Origin of the sequence: Streptomyces sp. NPDC006365, assembly GCF_042870755.1 — a bacterium.
GTDB classification, from domain to species: Bacteria; Actinomycetota; Actinomycetes; order Streptomycetales; family Streptomycetaceae; genus Streptomyces; species Streptomyces xiangluensis.
Genome location: NZ_JBIAHS010000021.1, coordinates 64,424 through 80,674, shown reverse-complemented (window position 1 = coordinate 80,674; position 16,251 = coordinate 64,424). Strand labels below are relative to the sequence as shown.

Annotated in this window: 18 protein-coding genes and 1 pseudogene; 15 read left to right on the top strand and 4 right to left on the bottom strand. The window is 67.8% G+C overall.

Annotated features, from left to right (window positions below):
• The first annotated feature begins 55 nt into the window (after nucleotides 1–55).
• The 12 genes and pseudogenes from ACFYO0_RS38560 (at nucleotide 56) to ACFYO0_RS38505 (ending at nucleotide 8,785) form a co-directional block, all read left to right on the top strand.
• Entirely contained in the window at nucleotides 56–379 is a 324-nt protein-coding gene (locus ACFYO0_RS38560) for a TadE/TadG family type IV pilus assembly protein (RefSeq protein ID WP_388685989.1), read from the top strand.
• A gap of 80 nt (nucleotides 380–459) precedes the next feature.
• The gene (locus tag ACFYO0_RS38555) at nucleotides 460–1,800 is read left to right on the top strand and encodes a CpaF family protein (RefSeq protein WP_388685800.1); all 1,341 of its coding nucleotides are present in this window, start codon (nucleotides 460–462) and stop codon (nucleotides 1,798–1,800) included.
• Between the two features lie 37 nt (nucleotides 1,801–1,837).
• Nucleotides 1,838–2,776: a type II secretion system F family protein gene (locus ACFYO0_RS38550; RefSeq protein ID WP_388685798.1), complete on the top strand. Its 939-nt coding sequence runs from the start codon at nucleotides 1,838–1,840 to the stop codon at nucleotides 2,774–2,776.
• 13 nt (nucleotides 2,777–2,789) lie between these two features.
• Nucleotides 2,790–3,680, top strand: a complete 891-nt coding sequence (locus ACFYO0_RS38545) for a DUF5936 domain-containing protein (protein ID WP_386353593.1) — start codon at nucleotides 2,790–2,792, stop codon at nucleotides 3,678–3,680.
• 154 nt (nucleotides 3,681–3,834) lie between these two features.
• On the top strand, nucleotides 3,835–5,274 hold the full coding sequence (locus ACFYO0_RS38540) for a sensor histidine kinase (protein ID WP_388685986.1): 1,440 nt from the start codon (nucleotides 3,835–3,837) through the stop codon (nucleotides 5,272–5,274).
• Complete coding sequence (locus tag ACFYO0_RS38535) at nucleotides 5,267–6,076, top strand: response regulator (protein WP_388685796.1); 810 nt, start codon at nucleotides 5,267–5,269, stop codon at nucleotides 6,074–6,076. Before ACFYO0_RS38540 ends, ACFYO0_RS38535 begins: the two co-directional genes overlap by 8 nt.
• A gap of 105 nt (nucleotides 6,077–6,181) precedes the next feature.
• Nucleotides 6,182–6,412 (top strand): hypothetical protein, encoded by a 231-nt coding sequence (locus tag ACFYO0_RS38530; protein ID WP_388686006.1) that lies wholly within the window; start codon nucleotides 6,182–6,184, stop codon nucleotides 6,410–6,412.
• Complete coding sequence (locus tag ACFYO0_RS38525; RefSeq protein WP_388685984.1) at nucleotides 6,409–7,017, top strand: pilus assembly protein TadG-related protein; 609 nt, start codon at nucleotides 6,409–6,411, stop codon at nucleotides 7,015–7,017. Before ACFYO0_RS38530 ends, ACFYO0_RS38525 begins: the two co-directional genes overlap by 4 nt.
• Before the next feature lie 15 nt (nucleotides 7,018–7,032).
• On the top strand, nucleotides 7,033–7,626 hold the full coding sequence (locus ACFYO0_RS38520; protein ID WP_388685794.1) for a hypothetical protein: 594 nt from the start codon (nucleotides 7,033–7,035) through the stop codon (nucleotides 7,624–7,626).
• Between the two features lie 2 nt (nucleotides 7,627–7,628).
• Complete coding sequence (locus ACFYO0_RS38515; RefSeq protein WP_388685792.1) at nucleotides 7,629–8,258, top strand: OmpA family protein; 630 nt, start codon at nucleotides 7,629–7,631, stop codon at nucleotides 8,256–8,258.
• A 30-nt stretch (nucleotides 8,259–8,288) separates the two neighbouring features.
• Nucleotides 8,289–8,447 (top strand): annotated as a pseudogene (locus tag ACFYO0_RS38510) (type II toxin-antitoxin system RelE/ParE family toxin); the annotation flags it as partial.
• A complete protein-coding gene (locus tag ACFYO0_RS38505) occupies nucleotides 8,444–8,785 on the top strand; it encodes a helix-turn-helix domain-containing protein (protein ID WP_388685789.1) in 342 nt (113 codons plus the stop codon). The pseudogene ACFYO0_RS38510 and the gene ACFYO0_RS38505, both read left to right, overlap by 4 nt.
• A gap of 218 nt (nucleotides 8,786–9,003) precedes the next feature.
• Here ACFYO0_RS38505 and ACFYO0_RS38500 read toward each other — a convergent pair whose 3' ends face one another.
• Both ACFYO0_RS38500 and ACFYO0_RS38495 read right to left on the bottom strand, forming a co-directional pair.
• A complete protein-coding gene (locus ACFYO0_RS38500; RefSeq protein WP_388685787.1) occupies nucleotides 9,004–9,408 on the bottom strand; it encodes a hypothetical protein in 405 nt (134 codons plus the stop codon).
• Between the two features lie 5 nt (nucleotides 9,409–9,413).
• Nucleotides 9,414–10,259: a hypothetical protein gene (locus ACFYO0_RS38495; RefSeq protein ID WP_388685784.1), complete on the bottom strand. Its 846-nt coding sequence runs from the start codon at nucleotides 10,257–10,259 to the stop codon at nucleotides 9,414–9,416.
• 703 nt (nucleotides 10,260–10,962) lie between these two features.
• Between ACFYO0_RS38495 and ACFYO0_RS38490 the strand changes: the two genes are divergently transcribed.
• On the top strand, nucleotides 10,963–12,813 hold the full coding sequence (locus tag ACFYO0_RS38490) for a stealth family protein (protein WP_388685783.1): 1,851 nt from the start codon (nucleotides 10,963–10,965) through the stop codon (nucleotides 12,811–12,813).
• 163 nt (nucleotides 12,814–12,976) lie between these two features.
• On the opposite strand, the gene ACFYO0_RS38485 is transcribed toward ACFYO0_RS38490, so the two are convergent.
• Together ACFYO0_RS38485 and ACFYO0_RS38480 are read right to left on the bottom strand one after the other, a co-directional pair.
• Nucleotides 12,977–13,120, bottom strand: coding sequence for a hypothetical protein (locus tag ACFYO0_RS38485; protein ID WP_388685780.1), 144 nt, complete (start codon nucleotides 13,118–13,120; stop codon nucleotides 12,977–12,979).
• Nucleotides 13,086–13,586: a hypothetical protein gene (locus tag ACFYO0_RS38480; RefSeq protein WP_388685778.1), complete on the bottom strand. Its 501-nt coding sequence runs from the start codon at nucleotides 13,584–13,586 to the stop codon at nucleotides 13,086–13,088. The genes ACFYO0_RS38485 and ACFYO0_RS38480 overlap by 35 nt, the downstream gene beginning before the upstream one ends.
• 486 nt (nucleotides 13,587–14,072) lie before the next feature.
• Between ACFYO0_RS38480 and ACFYO0_RS38475 the strand changes: the two genes are divergently transcribed.
• Together ACFYO0_RS38475 and ACFYO0_RS38470 are read left to right on the top strand one after the other, a co-directional pair.
• The gene (locus ACFYO0_RS38475; RefSeq protein WP_388685776.1) at nucleotides 14,073–14,273 is read left to right on the top strand and encodes a hypothetical protein; all 201 of its coding nucleotides are present in this window, start codon (nucleotides 14,073–14,075) and stop codon (nucleotides 14,271–14,273) included.
• Between the two features lie 394 nt (nucleotides 14,274–14,667).
• On the top strand, nucleotides 14,668–16,233 hold the full coding sequence (locus ACFYO0_RS38470) for an alpha/beta hydrolase (protein ID WP_388685774.1): 1,566 nt from the start codon (nucleotides 14,668–14,670) through the stop codon (nucleotides 16,231–16,233).
• The last annotated feature ends 18 nt before the right edge of the window (nucleotides 16,234–16,251 follow it).

The window sequence follows — 16,251 nt, the reverse complement described above, 5'->3', positions numbered from 1 at the left end:
ACTCCGGAAACTGCGGAGGAGGGCGGCGGCGGCCCGAGGCGACCGTGGCGTCTCCATGCTGGAGTTCGCCGGTTTCCTGCCCGTCCTGCTGCTCGTCGGGCTGGCCGCCATTCAGCTGGGCCTCGTCGGATACGCCGCCAACCAGGCCGGATCCGGCGCGCGTGCCGCCGCGCGGGTCGCCTCACAGGGCGAGGCGGGGGAGGCGGCGGGGTACGCCGCGATGAGCGACTGGCTCGACGCGAACGTATCCGCTCCGGGAGGAGGGGGAGACACCACCACTGCCACCGTGACCGTGCAGGTCCCGCTGCTCATTCCGTTCGTTGGGGAGGGCTGGCAAGTGGAGAAGAGCGCCACGATGCCCAACGACGATGACGGCTGAACCCGTATGACGATGACGACCGAGCGCCGTGACGAACGACCGCCCGCCGAACAACCCTCCCCCGGAAGGGAGTTGAAGACATGAGCCTCAAGGCCCGTATCGCCGCCCCCGATGAGGGCGGAGCCGCGCGCGAGGACGGCCACCTCGTCGCCGTCTACCGTGCCAAGCTGCTCGAAGAGATCGACCTGGCCGAGATGTCGAGCCTCGCGGCGGCCGAGCGGCGAGTGCGCCTTGAGCGGGTGCTCGGGCACATCATCAGCCGCGAGGGCCCGGTCCTGTCGTCCTCCGAGCGCTCCCAGCTCATACGGCGGGTCGTCGACGAAGCTCTCGGGCTCGGCGTCCTGGAACCCCTGCTCGCCGACGCGTCCATCACCGAGATCATGGTCAACGGGCCGGACTCCATCTTCGTGGAGCGGGCGGGCCGCGTGGAGCAGTTGCCCTTGAGGTTCGCCTCCAACGAGCAGCTCATGCAGACCATCGAGCGCATCGTCTCTACGGTCAACCGCCGCGTGGACGAGTCGAACCCCATGGTCGACGCCCGCCTACCCACCGGCGAGCGCGTCAACGTCATCATCCCGCCGCTCGCCCTCACCGGCCCGACCCTCACGATCCGCCGCTTCCCCCGCGCGTACACGCTCCCGGAGCTGATCGGCCTCGGCTCGCTCGACGAGCAGATGCTGATGCTGCTCGCGGCGTTCGTCCGGGCCCGCTTCAACGTCATCGTCAGCGGCGGTACCGGCACCGGCAAGACCACCCTCCTCAACGCGCTCTCCGGACTCATCCCGGCCCACGAGCGCATCATCACCATCGAGGACTCCGCCGAACTCCAGCTCCAGCAGGAGCACGTGATCCGTCTCGAGTCCCGCCCCCCGAACGTGGAGGGCAAGGGCCAGATCACCATCCGCGACCTGGTCCGCAACTCGCTGCGTATGCGCCCCGACCGCATCATCGTCGGTGAGGTACGAGGCGGCGAGACCCTCGACATGCTCCAGGCCATGTCCACCGGCCACGACGGTTCGCTGGCCACCGTGCACGCGAACTCCGCCGAGGACGCCCTCATGCGCCTCCAGACCCTCGGCTCGATGTCCGAGGTCCAGATCCCCTTCGAGGCGCTGAAGGACCAGATCAACTCGGCCGTGGACGTGGTCGTCCAGCTCGCCCGCCACGCGGACGGCTCCCGCAAGATCACCGAGATCGCCCTGCTCGTCTCACACGGCCGCGAACAGTTCCGTATCGCCCCCGTCACCCGTTTCGTGCCGCGCCCCACCGGCCCGGACCGCGTCGTCCACGGCCACTTCGAGCATCTCCCGCTGCCGCGTCCGGTCGCCGAGAAGCTGTACGTCGCCGGCGAACCGCTGCCTCCCGCCTTCCGCGTGGCCGAGGCCATCGACGTACTCCAGACGAGGCAGGCCATCGGATGACGTCCACTGTCGGCCCCCATGTCGGAAGGAGCGAGCCATGAACAACCCCGCCCTGCTCGCCCTCGGCGCCACCATCCTGTGCGGCACACTCGCCGTCGCGGGCGTGCACACATACGCGTCCGGACGTGCCCAGCGCCAGGACCTCGTCGACCGCCTCTCCGGCGGCCCGCTCCGCAGCGCCGCGGGGCGCGCTCGCCGTTTCGCGGCCGTCGACCGCCGACTGCGCCACACCCGACTGGGCCGCACCATCCACATGCGGCTCTCGGCCACGGGACTCGACCTCACGGCGGGTGAGTTCTTCACGTACGTCACTGCCGTCGTCGTGGCGCTCTGGCTGATCGCAGCCGCCGTGCTGGCCCCCTTCTTCGGCCCCATCGCAGCTGCGATCGGCGTCTGGGGCTCCGCGATCTTCCTCAACTGGCAGCGTCAGAAACGTATCGAGGCCTTCATCAACCAACTCCCGGATGTGGCACGCCTCCTGGCCAACGCCTCCGCCGCCGGCCTCGCCTTGCGTACGGCCCTGGCGATGGCCGCGGAGGAGCTGGAGGCCCCGGCAGGTGAGGAACTCGCCCGCGTCGCCGACCAGTTGAGCCTCGGCCGCTCGATCGACGACACCCTCGGCGAACTGGCCGAACGCCTCCCGTCCCGCGAGCTCGTCGTGCTCGTCACGACGTTGGTCCTCTCCAACAAGGCGGGCGGATCGGTCGTCAACTCCCTGCGGAACCTCACCCAGACCCTGGAGGACCGCAAGGAGACCCGCCGCGAGGTCCGCACGATGCTCTCCGAGGTCAACGCGACCGCCTTCACGGTTCCCCTCCTCGGCCTCGGCTCCCTCCTCCTGATCAACTCCTCGAACGAGGGCGCCCTGGCCCGAGTGACCGGCTCCCCGGTGGGCCAGGTCCTCGTCCTCATCGCCATGGGCCTCTACATGGTGGGCTTCTTCGTCATCCGCCGACTCGGCAAGATCGAAGTGTGAGGAGGGAGTTACGTTGCTGGCCTTGCTGCTCGCTCTCTTGTCGGGCCTCGCCGTCGCGGGCCTCCTCTTCGGCATCCGTATGCTCCGCGCGGAAGCCAAGCTCCCCGGCGACCTGGCCCTCGCCCTGGAGGTCGGATCCACCCGCGTCTCGAAGGCCGACTCCGCCGTAGACCGCCTCGGCATGCGCTTCGCACCCCTGGTGCTGAGCCTGATGGGCCCGCGCCGCGTCGACGCCAAACGCCGCCGCATCGACATGGCGGGCAACCCCGGCGGCCTGACCCTGAACCGTTACGCGGCCCGCCGGGCGGTGTACGGCATCTTCGGCGTCGTACTCGGACTGGTCTTCTTCACCAACGGACAGCTCCTGTTCGCCGTGCTGACCCTGGCCTTCGGCCTGCTGGCCGCCGACGCCCTCATCTGGCAGGCCATCCGCGACCGCAAGGAGGTCATCGACCGCACCCTCCCCGACTTCCTCGACGTCCTCGCGGTCGTGGTCTCGGCGGGCCTCGGCTTCCGTCAGGCCCTGGACCGGGTGGCGGACCACTACGAGGGCCCGTGGGCGGACGAGTTGCGGATCACGTTGCGCCAGATGGACATGGGCGTCAGCCGCCGCCAGGCCTTCGACGAACTCCGCAAACGCAACTCCTCCGAGCAGGTCGCCCAGTTCGTCTCGGCCCTGCAGCAGGGCGAGGAGCTGGGTTCCCCGATCGCGGACACCCTGATCCAGCTGGCCACGGACATGAGGAGGACGGACGCCCAGAACTCCCGCCGCAGGGCGGCGAAGACGATCCCCAAGGCCACGATGGTCACGCTGGTCTTCATGCTCCCGGCCACGATGATCCTGATCGCGACGGGGATGTTCCTGGGCTCGGGGACGAACTTCGGCTCGATTTTGGGGCGCTGAGATGGGCGGGGTCTGGAATCGTGCGCGCGAGGCAAGGCCAGCCGTGGCAAGCGGGCTCGGTGGTGCGCCCCTTCAGGGGCGCGGGGAACTGCGCGCCCAGCCACGGACGGCCCGCGGCTTCCAGGCTGCCTCGCCTTATCAGGGGCGCGAGGAACTGCGCGACAAGCCACAACGGACCCGCAATGTCCAAACTGTCCCCCCTGCCAAGCGAGCCGCAGGCTACTTCGCAGAGGACGCGGCAGCGCCCAGCGTCCGCCTCCAGCTCAACGCCCTACAGGCCCTGTGCCGCCAGGCGTTCGCCGTCCGCCTGACGCTGATCGCGATCGGCGCCCCCTTCGCGATGGCCAACGCGACGGACGGCCCACCCCGCTACGGAGTACTCGCGGCAGCAGTCCTCGGCGTCATGGGCTCGTACGCCATGCTCAGGGACTGGGACCGTTTCGCCCCGCGCCTCCTCGCCCACCCCACCCTCATGGCGGTGGACCTGATCTTCGGCGCGATACTCCTGCTGACCGCGTCCCCGGCCTCCCCTCTCGCCTACGCGGCTGTCTGCACCCCGCTGCTCTCCGGCCTGCTGTACGGCTGGCGCGGCTCCGGTATCTTCACCGGCCTCCAACTCGTCGTCCTGCTCACGGTGTTCAGGGCCTGGGAACACCGCCCCGGCACCGGCGCCAGCACCCTTCTCATCGCCGGCTTCTGCATCGCGGCCGGCATCATCGGCGTAACCCTGCGCAATCTGATGTTCCACTTCGGTACGGCCAGCCAGGCGCTCGCGGAGGCCAACTCGCGGCTGGCGGTGGCGGAGGCCGTCGAGTCCGAACGGGCCAGGCTCGCCCGCGAGATGCACGACTCGGTGGCCAAGACCCTGCACGGCCTGGCCCTGGCGGCGGAGGCGCTCGCGGTCTCCGCCGATCACGCCACGGATCCGCGTGTGCTGAAGGACCAGGCGGCGACGGTGGCGAGCGCGGCCCGCCGCGCGGCGGCGGAGTCCCGCGACGTCCTGACGGACCTCCGCCACCACACAGCCCTGTCGAGCCCACCCACAGACCTGAGAACGGAACTGACGGCACGGGTGGACGACTTCGCATCCCGTACGGGCATCAGGGCCGCCCTCGCCTACAGGGCAGCCCCCACCCTCGTACTCCCTCCCGGAGCACACCACCAACTCCTCGCCATCCTCTCGGAGGCACTGGAGAACACACACCGGCACGCGACCGGCGCGACGGGGGTGGAGGTAACCCTCGAAGCCGAAGCCGAAGCCGAAGCCGAAGCCGAAGCCGAAGCCGAAGCCGAAGCCGAAGCCGAAGCCGAAGCCGACGCCGACGCCGACGCCTCGACACTGCACCTGACCGTACGAGACGACGGAACCGGCACGTCCGTATCCCTCGATGACGTACAACAGCTGGCGAAATCCGGCCACTTCGGTCTGCTGGGAATGCTGGAGCGCGCGACATCGATTGGCGCGGGCATCCAGCTGCGCCGAGGCGAGCACGGAGGCACGGAGGTCAAGGTGGACCTCCCCCTGAGAACGCCGGGCACCCCGCTGCCCGCCCCTCCCTCACACACCCCCCAAGAGGAGGCCGCACATGCCTGACCAGGCACTTCCCGGCCCGCCCTTACGAGTGCTCGTTGCCGACGACAACCCGGTCGTCCGGGCGGGTCTCGCGGCCTTGCTCGACGCCCATCCGGACATCCGGGTCGTCGCGCAGGCGGCGAACGGAGCGGAGGCGCAGGCGTCCGCGTCCCGCGCCCGCCCCGACGTGGTTCTGCTGGACGTACGCATGCCCGGCACCGACGGCCTGACCGCGCTGCCCGCGCTGGCGCGCCTGGCGCCGGTGATGATGCTGACGTACAGCCGTGAACCCGAGGTGGTGGCGGAGGCGTTGCGCCTGGGTGCGGTCGGTTATCTGGTCCACGGCGAGTTCACGGCCGAGGAACTGATCACGGCGGTACGGGACTTGAGGGACCGCAGGCCTACGTTCACGGCGTCAGCCGCGGCGGTCGTCTCGCACGCGGCTGTCTCAAAGTCGGCTGTCCCGCGGTCTGTATCGGAATGTGTCTCGGAATCGCTCAGCGTTTCGTACGAACCGAACGAATTCTCTTCGCAGCTGCAACCTGTTGTGGCACAGTCGTCAACGGCCCGGTCCGCCTATGCGGCGGGACTTCATGGCCGCGACCGCAACGCACGGGATTTCGGACTGAGTTCACGGGAGGTGGAGGTCATGGATCTCATCGCGGCCGGCATGAACAACCGCCAGATCGCCGCCACCTGCTTCATCAGCGAGAAGACCGTCAAGAACCACATCAACCGCATCTTCGCAAAGCTGCACAGTTCGTCGCGCAGCGAAGCGATCGCTTATTGGCTGGGTACGGCTCACGGGGGGTGGAACCGATGACTCCGATGTCGGGAAGTTGGGTCCCTGGGCCCACCCGGAGTGGGCGGGGTGTCACGTACGGTGCGCGGGACGGTAGTGGTGTTGTTGGGTGGGAGGACAGCGGCCATGGTGGCGAAGATGTCGATGCACGGCGTCAAGCGCGGGCTCGGGACGTGGAGGCGGACCGTTGTCTCCCGGATGCGGGGGAGCGAGCGGGATCGCGGGGCGGGTTTCGTGGAGTATGCGGGGCTGATGATTTTGATTGCGGGGATCTTTACGTTGATCGACGGGCTGGGCTTGGACGGGTTGATCTCGGGAGCGATCCTGGAAGCGGTGACCAACGTCGTCGGAGGCTGATAGCCCGGCGACACTTCGGCGACCGAGGGCAGACTCTCCCGATCTACATCTGGCTGACGGGGATTCTGCTCTTTGCCGCGTTCGCACTCTTCGCGTTTGCCCAGGCAGCGTCCGCGCGGAATGGAGCTCAATCCGCGGCGGACGCTGCTGCGTTGGCGGCTGCACAGGCGGATCGGGATGAGCTGATGGAGGGCCTGGAGGGCGCCATCGGGGTGGACGACAACTGGCTGGACTGGCTAAACCCGGATGAGGCCACGGGTGCCGGAGCCACGGCCGCAGCTCAACAGCTGGCCGACGCGAACGACTCGACCCTCCAGGGCGGTGCCCTGCCCACAGAGGTGAACGGCTTCCCCGGATACCAGGTGGAGATCCAGACCAACTACACGGTCGGAGACTCGATTATCCCAGGCACGGAGACGCAGGAGGCGACAGCCCGGGCCACGGCCGTCATCGAACCGCGCTGTGACTTCGATGTGCCCGAGGACCCCCTGGACCTCGTTCAGCTTGACTGCGACGGCCAACCCATCGACATCGACCCCGAAGATTTCGTTTTGGACGACCTTCCCGACGCGTCCGTGCTGTTCTCTGTGTATCTGGTCGAGTGAAAGGAAGCCGGACCAATGAATCTTCGGCACACCATGAAGGGCCGCACGGTACTGACCGCGGTGGCGATCACGACTGGGCTGGTCCTCACGGTGGCCGGATGCGGCGGGGGAGACGACGGCGACGATCCGGACAAGAACGCTTCGTCTTCGTCGCCTGCGAAGAACGAAGGAAGCGACGACAAGCAGGAATCCCAAGCTCCTTCCCCGGAGCAGGTGTTGGCCGAGGTCAAGGGGGGCGGTCTGACCTTGGCTGTCACATCGGCCACCCGGGACGAGGGCGGCTTCGTCACCGTCGAAGGAACCGTGACGAACGGCAGCGGCAAGCCGTGGGTGGCCGCTGACTGGCGGGGCGACGAGAGCGAACTGGTCAAGAACGGCGGGTCCATCGCCGGCGCGAGTCTCATCGACCAGACGGGCAAGAAGAGGTACCTCGTCCTTCGCGACACAGAGGGGCGCTGCCTGTGCACCAGGTTCACCGGCGGCGTGAGGTCGGGCGACACCACGGAGTGGTTCGCTCAGTTCCCCGCCCCGCCTGAAGGCACCACCAAGCTCGACTTCCAGGTCGGCTCCATGCCACCCGCCTCCTTCGAACTCACCGAGGGCGAGTAACCATGCCCCTCCCCTCACCCCTCCGTGCCACGGCGATCACCGCCACCACCCTCACCGCCCTCGTCTTCATGACCCCCCTCACCCCCGGGTACGCCGACGAAGGCGGTCCCAGCGAACCCCCGGGCAGCGTCACCACCTCCCAACCACCGGAGGTGGACGCCAACAGCCCCGGTCTGAAGCTCGCCGACGGCGCGACGCTCGCGCCCGCACGCGTACTGGACATCAAGTCGGTGGTCGAGGACCTCGGCGGCGAGGAACGCCGCGAGGACACGAACGAGGATGTGACGTTCGCGCTGCAGGCGGAGGTGCTGTTCCCCAAGGACAGCTCGAAACTGAACCCTGAGGCCCGCTCACGTATCCAGGCGATCGCGGAGGAGATCAAGGCCCAGAAGGCGACGAAGGTCCGCGTCTTCGGCTTCACGGACAACCTCGGCTCGTACGCCCACGGGGTGACCCTCTCCAAGAACAGGGCCGAGGTGGTGCACGACGAGCTGGCGGCCGCCGGATTGGGCCCCGACGTCACCTTCGAGGTACGCGGCTACAGCGAGGACTACCCCATCGCCGACAACACCTCGGAACAGGGCCGCCGCAAGAACCGCCGTGTGGAGGTGACGTTCCCGAAGGGCGACTGAATCGAGCTGAAGAGGGATCCGCGACGTTGCCGTACCGCCGTCCTGCTGACCGTCTTCCGCAAGACGAGAATGCGGGAGGACGCCGAGGTCAGGCGCGCCAAGTTCGCGCAGAAGATCTGCGAGGCCGAACATGGTCCGGCCCACGAGGAGTTCATCCCTATCGCCGAGGAAGGAGAGGTGGAGCAATGAGCCACAGTCGCTGGAAGACCCTGCGCGAGCGCAAGCTCGCCGAGGGCTTCACTGAGCCGGAAGACGTGGCAGAGGCCCGTCGTGAGATCCGGCTGTCCACGGCACTGGCCCAGGCTGTGTACGACCGGCGCACCGAACTCGGGCTCACTCAGGCTGAACTGGCCGCCCGAGCGGGCCTCACCCAGGCGAAGACCTCCCGCATCGAGGGCTCCGACACCGTCCCGACACTGCCTCTCCTCGCCAAGCTCGCCACAGCCCTGGACGCCACCCTGAACATCGCCCTCGACAGCGACGACACTCAAGTGACCTTCACAGGGCATCACACCGACGCGGCTTGAGACCCGACGCAAGAACCGCCGCGCGGAGGTGACGTTCCGGGACAGCCAAGCCGCTGACGGCCGGTGGTGGGTAGGTGAGCTGCGGAGATGTGACACTTCCGGGGGGCACTGTCACATTTTTCCGTGGTCGGTACGGGCCGTGGTCGGATGGACGCATCAGCGCAACTCCGAAGCGATCAAAGCGGCGCGAAAGGCCATTTCCGCTTTCGATCAGCCCTCTACGGGTCCAGGAAATCCGGGCTGATGCCGAGGCCTTGTACGTCCCGCCACACATCCGAGATGAAATCTCCCTTACAGGTGACGAGTCCGTCCCATGGAATGGGAGCAGTTTTCACCTCCGGCGTGAACATGGACCCGACCGTCCATCCTGATTCTCCGCGGAGAATCACTACCGCGCCCGGATCCTCGAAGGAGAGCGAGGAGAAGTGGAAGTCCGGAGCTCGCGACTCGCCCAGCTGCAGCCAGCGAGCCAGCTCGCGAGCAAGTTCCGCCACGGGAAAGCAGGGCTCCGAGTAGATCACTTCACGTCCGTCGACCACCTCGAAGAAGGCCTCGATGTTCACGAGGTAGTCCGCAACCGTCGACCCTCTCAAGTCGTTCGCGTTGAAGTCGCGGTACAGCATGCGCATCAAATCACCTGACGGTCTGCGGCCTCACGGTCGCCTGCCGGTGTGTTTGCGAGCCAGCAGACATTTCCTGCAGGCTCCCACCCGACTTCGTCAAGGGCGTGGATGACTCTCCGCACCGCGCCGTCCGCGTCGTCGGACCATGCCTCGAATCTGTTCTCTCCCAGGTCGCCCACGTTGGCCAGACTATCGCGCAGCAAGTGAGCGAGGACCTTCTCGCTGACGTCGCGATGGCTCACATCGCGCCGCTCGGAGAGTTCCCTGGCAAGGCCAACCAGCCGGTCCACCGGAACCCAGTCGTCGAGGCCCTCTTCAAGGATCCCGCGGCAGATCTGTTCCTCATCCATCGGGAAGACACACCTCCATTCCGGGGAAGTAAAAGCGACATCCAGAACGGATCGAACTCCCCTGACTTCACCCTTCCATCGATCACTCTTCATGATCTCGCGATCCCAGGTGACCACAGGCTCGTCCCCTGCCACGCAGTAACCGTAGATCTGGTCCGCGATGTCGTCCGTGAAAAGGTGGTCGAAATGAAAGGCTCCCTCGAACGTCAACCACGCGATTCCCTCCGCGCGCGCAGACGCTTTCCGCAGGCACTCCCGCAGATAGGCGGGGAAATCCGGGTCGTCCAGGCGACCTTCCTCGAAGGTAAGGTCGTACTCTCGGACGACCGCCTGCCACTCCCTGGGCTCAGAGGACATCTCATGGAGCCCGACCTCGTCCGGACGTATGCCGGAGACGTCGAACTCGCCCTCCTCCAAGCGGGATTCGGCCCGCCCGATCGTGAAGAGAATGACGACCGCAGGGCCACTCCAACAGATGGCCTCTCTGATCGAACTCGCCAAAGGGTCCCACTTCGTCTCGTTCCATGCGCCAGGCCCGAGGAGCGGAGCCTGACTTGTGCGCTGCCTCACCTGGACGCGGAGTGTTGTGTAGCACAGACGGCCTGCGCTGAGCCCGCCCTGTAGTCCGTCCTCCGACGCCATCCAGGGAAGAGACGACCCCAAAATGCAATAAGAAATTAGATTAACCATTTTCAGGAATTTGAAAGCCAAATTCAGACTTTTCACTCAAAGTCTTCTTGACGGAGTCATGACCTCGAGTTCACACTTCCTTCACTGTGGTCCCGCAGGTGGTTCATGGACCTCCCGCCCTCAGTGAGGGCTACCCGTCACGCCTGCCCACATCAGATTGGAGAGGCGTGAGCCTGTGAGAAGACTGTGGACGTCTGTGCCGGCCGTGGCCGCACCGGTGGCCGGTGCGCTCTCACGGAGCCCGGCGACAAGCGCGGCGGCGGAGCGCCTGGAAGACAGCTCCGCCCACGGCGGCGTCCTGCCGGCCATCCCCGGAATGCCGGAAAAGATCCTCTCCTGGGCCGAGGCTCACGTCAGACCCGTCTGACCCGTCTGTCTCCCCGCCTCCCCGGCTTCTCTTCGATCCCTGCTTTTCCCTTTGCAGACCGCCCACCCCACCTGAGCCATGAGGTCTGCCTCCATCCTCACACCGCCGGTCCGCACCCCCCTCGACCGGAGAGAGCTGGATACCGCGATGCCCATCTCCTTATCCGCCGCCACCGAGCGCCTCCTCCCCCGCCGCATCCGCGAACGCCGCGAAGAGGAGCAGCGCCAGGCCGAGGCCGCCGAGAGGGCTCGGCGCGAGGCCAGGACCCAGCGGGCCAAGGAGGAGAAGATCGCGGCCCTGCGGGCGGCCATGCTCGCCGCCGACCCGGCCATCGCCGCAATCACCGCCGAGGGCCGCACGTACTACGGCCGCACGGTCAGCTCGTACACCGCCGAGGCCGCACGCGCCCGCAACCTGCACCTCGTCACCGACGCCTTGGACCACGCCGGGCTGGACTACTTCCTGGTCCCCGGCCGCTCCGTACTGCGCCACGTGGTCGGCGTCCGCCTGGCCGACCGCAAAGCGTTCCTGACCGCGCTGCGCGCCCTCTACCCGACGGCTCCCCTCTACGCGGTCAAGCCCGGCAACGATCTCTGGCCTGCCTCCGCCGTCCTGTACGCCGACGGCTCCCTGCCCACGGCCCTCAAGCGCCAGAGCGTGATCCGCTTCGCCGAGCTCCAACTGGGTCCGGCCGAGCAGGTCCTCTCGGGTTTCTCCCAGGGCTGCGACGTCGAGTTCTGGCAGGACGGCGACGCCCTGCTCGCCGCCCGGGAAGCCGCCGACGACCCTGCCAAGGCCGAACGAGCCGCCGAGCGTCTGACGACCCTGCGCACCCAGACGCCCGACGCCGCCCTGCCCGGCGCCCTCGTCGCGCCCCGCCCCAACGCCATCGCCGAGGCCGTACCCGCCGACGCCCGGATACCTGCCACTCGCGAGATAGCCGGCCGCCCTCACCCCACGTTCCGCGACCTGTTCCAACCCACCATCGAAACCGTCGACTTCCCCGTCGACATCGTCTACACCTGGGTCGACGGCGACGACCCCGAACTGGCCGCCAAGCGCGAGGCACACCGCACCGGTTCCACCGCCGTCAGGCGCATCCACGCCCGCGAGACCGGCGCCTCCCGGTACACGAGCCACGACGAACTGAAGTACTCACTCCGCTCGCTGGAGATGTACGCCCCGTTCATTCGGAACGTCTACATCGTCACCGACGGCCAGACCCCCACCTGGCTCGACACTTCCGCCCTTGGCATCAGGGTCGTCGACCACAAGGAGATCTTCACCAACCCCGACGCCCTGCCGATCTTCAACTCCCACGCCATCGGCACCCAGCTCCACCACATCGACGGTCTGTCCGAGCACTACCTCTACTTCAACGACGACGTCTTCCTCGGAGGCCCTGTCACCGCGGGCCACTTCTTCCACGGCAACGGCATCGCCAAGCTCCCCTTCTCCGGCTTCCAGTTCGGCCTCGGCGCCCCGCATCCCGACGAGCCCGCCCCCAACTCCGCAGGGAAGAACGTCCGTTCCCTCCTCCAGAAGGAACACGGCCGCTTCATCGTCAACAAGTTCATGCACACCCCGCACCCCCAGATCCGATCCGTGATGCGGGAGATCGAGCAGCGCTACGCCGAGAACGTCCAGCACACCAGCCGCTCCCGCTTCCGCTCCGTCACCGACATCGCCATGGGCGCCACCCTGCACCACCACCACGCCTACCTGACCGGCCGAGCCGTCCCCGCCGGCTACAAGCTCCGGTACATCGACGTCGCCAAGCCCGACGCCGCCGAGAAGATGGCCGAACTGCTACAGACCCGCCGCTTCGACTTCTTCTGCCTCAACGACGTCAACACCCCCGCCGACCAGCAACAACGCATCACCGAGGAACTCCACCACTTCCTCGAAACCTACTTCCCCTTCCCCAGCCGCTACGAGCGCCCGACCGTGACCGAGACCAACCCCTCGGCACCCAAGGCCCTCGATCGCACGAGCTAGTGCGTGCGCCGAGGGGTCCATGCCGAGTTGGGACACGACTCCGTCCGCGTACAGCAGCGCGTGCCCGCATCCGGAACCCCGCCGCGGGGAATTCCGGGTGCGGGAATCTGCACACTCCTGGGGTGAACGATCAGGACGAGTTGTCTGAGGTCGTTGCGGCGCCTTACATGTACTGGAAGTACCGGTCCCACCAGGCCAGCGGCAGCTCCGGCTCCTCGTCCTCCTCTTCGCCGTCGTCCGCGAACGCCGCCAGTATCTCGGCGGGGATCTCCTCATCCGCGAGGGACGGCCCGTCGTACGGCTCCAAGAGCAGCTCGATCGGGACGAAGGTAAGGCCCTGCGCCGTACAGATACCGTCGAGCTATCCACTGGCCGTTCTCGTACTTCGGGACGATGTCAGCGCAAAATGCGCCGTTGGTTCCTCCTTCGTAGGAGAGGGCGAAGGGAAACTCGTTGCACGAATCGTTGGGAACCACGTCGTCCATGTAGACGAAGGGGTCGATGCTCAGATTGCCGCAGGTGTATTCACGTCGGGTGTCGGCCGTGGTCTTGCTCGGGTCACGCGTCAGGGGTGCTCCGCTACGCAGTGTGTTCTGGGTCCACCCGTAGGTTGCCCCGGCACCGCCGAACTCCGCGAGTGAGAACTCGAAGGTGGCCCGGATGCTCGGCACCACGCAGCCGGGGTTGGGGCCCAGCTGGTTGTCGCACCGGATCTCACGGGGGTTGTCCCAGGAGGCGTTCGGGTCGACAGCCGTGGCACCCGGAGACGTCACGTACATCTTGTAGCCAGTGGTGAATTGGGCGACTCCGCCTGCGGTGGGGGACGAGGAGTAGGTGACGTTACCGGTGAGGGTCTGGCCGACGGTGAGGTCGCCGCCGTACCAGGGCGCGGTCTTCGTGGCCGTGCAGCCGGTCCCGCAGGAAGCCCGGAACTGGGCGTTGAGGGCAGCTACATCGCAACTCGATCACCGACTTCGGCCTGGTGGACGCCTTCCCGGAGGACGTCAAGGAAGCTCGCCAGCGGTACTACGCGTCGATACACATGGGCGACAGGGCCACCGACGCAATGCGCTGGCATGGTGGGCCAGCAAGTCCAGCAGGGCGTGTATCCCGCGCAGATACGCAGAAGTTCCCGCACACGGGAGCCGCCTTCGGTGGGATCGGCGTCAGCCCAATCGCCCGGCCGACGACGGACTGCGTTTCGTCACCCACACAGCCCCATTTCGTCGGTACGCCGCTGGCGGCGGGGAGAGGCCTGGGTGTTCTGGACCCTGGCCTCAGCGGCGGCATCCGCCGGCTTCCTGCCGGCTCTCGTGGTGCACACCGCGATCCACTACACGGACTTCATCCACCTGGCGCCGGTCTACTTCGGCATCACCATCACGGGCACCGGCCTGCTGCTCGCACGTCCGTACCTCTGCGCCAAGGCGACGACGGGGCCGACGGGGCCGAAGAACTGACGGACCGTCGCGACGAGCGTTCCACCGCTCGTCGTGCGCCGTCCGCTCGTCCTGCATCGCCGCGCCGCCCGCCGCACACTCCGGGACAACTCATGCCGGCTCCCGAGGGCGCGAACTTGCTGTGATCCGTTGCCGAGGTTGAGCAACCCGGTGTTTCCCTTGGTGTTGGGGACATAGACGTTGGGGAACAGCTCCTCGGTCGTCCCATTCGCCCGTTCGATGTCAGTGGTTAGTGCTGTGACCGCATACGTTCACCGGGTTGGGGATCCGTGACGCCAAGAGCTGAGCTGCTGTCAGAGACGGCTTGTACGCTGCACTCCGACGATCGGACGATCACGAACACGGGCATGCGGGCACGGGGCGGGCGTCCAGGGGCGGGAGCGCGGGGATTTCAATGAGTGACGCACATCCGATACGAAGCCGTAGACCGGGCCTCTCGGCCGGTGCGCTGATCATCGCCGGGGTCGTCCTCGCCGCGATCGGGGCCGTCGGCGCCTGGCTCCAGCGCGACGCTCCCGGCCGGAGTGCGGAGCCGCGTACGGAGCCGCGTACGGAGTTCACCGCGAACAACCCGCCCGCCGGTCTGCCCACCGCGCTCACCACCGGCCAGCACCTCCGCTGGTCCCGCTGCACCTCGCCGCCCACCGCGCGCACGGGCTACGACTGCGCCACCATGAAGACCCCCCTCGACTACCGGAAACCAGACGGCAGGACGATCGAAGTCGCCCTGATCCGCCGCAAGGCCACCGGCCCGAACGCCCGGCGCATCGGCTCACTCGTCCTCAACTTCGGCGGCCCCGGCGAGTCCGGCGTGAGTGGACTGCCCGAATACCTCAACCAGTACAAGCCGCTCCTCGACCGCTACGACCTGGTCTCCTTCGACCCGCGCGGCGTTGGCGCGACCATCCCCGTGCGCTGCGGGAAGACCGCGGACGACACCGGCTACGACGGGACCGACGCCTGCGCCGAGCACTCCGGGGCGCTCCTCCCGTACATCGGCACCTCGCACACCGCGCGCGACCTCGACCTGATGCGCTACCTCCTCGGCGACGAGCGGCTGCACTACTTCGGCGTCTCGTACGGAACGACGCTCGGCGCGGTCTACGCCCACCTGTACCCCTCGCACGTCGGACGGCTCGTCCTCGAAGCGCCCGTCGATCCGACCAAGGACCTCAACGAGGCGAAGGTGTCGCAGGCCAAGGCGGTCCAGGCCGCGTTCGACCGGTTCGCTGCGCACTGCGCGGCCCGTATCCGCCACTGCCCGACCGGCGATGGGCCCGAGGAGGCCGCGCGACGCATGGCGCGCCTGGCCGACCGCCTGGAGAAAAAGCCCGCCCCGGCCGGCGGCGGAAAAAACCTCGACGCCGACGACCTCGCGCTCACCGTTGGCGACCATCTCGACCTCGGCACAGACGGCTGGGCGCCGCTCGCCAAGGCTCTCACCGCGCTGATCGACCACAACGACGGCGGTCCGCTGAGCAAGGGCGAGGACGACGCCGGCTCCGCCGACCGCGCGCCGGCCCCGCGCGACAACAGCCGCGTCGCCCTAGTCGCGATCACCTGCGCGGACTCCAGCCTGCGCCCTGGCTCCGAACGCCTCGACAGAGACCAGGCCCGCATCAAAGCCGCCTCACCTGTCTTCGGCGCGGCCTGGTCCACCGGCGTCTACCTCTGTTACGACTGGCCGTTCGACGGCGAGCGCGCCACGCCCCAGGTGAACGCCGACGGCGCGGCCCCCGTCCTGGTGGTCGGCGGCACCGGCGACCCGACCACCCCATATCCCGGCGCCCGCCACATGGCCCGCGCCCTGGGCGACGGTGTCGGCGTGCTCCTGACGGCCGAGGAGGAGGGCCACGGCACATACCCGCAGAACCGCTGCGTCACGAAGGCGGTCGACAAATACCTCCGCACGGGCCGCACCCCGGCCGTGGGGACGGTGTGCCGGGGCAGCATGTCCTGAGGCCCGTACGGATCCGCC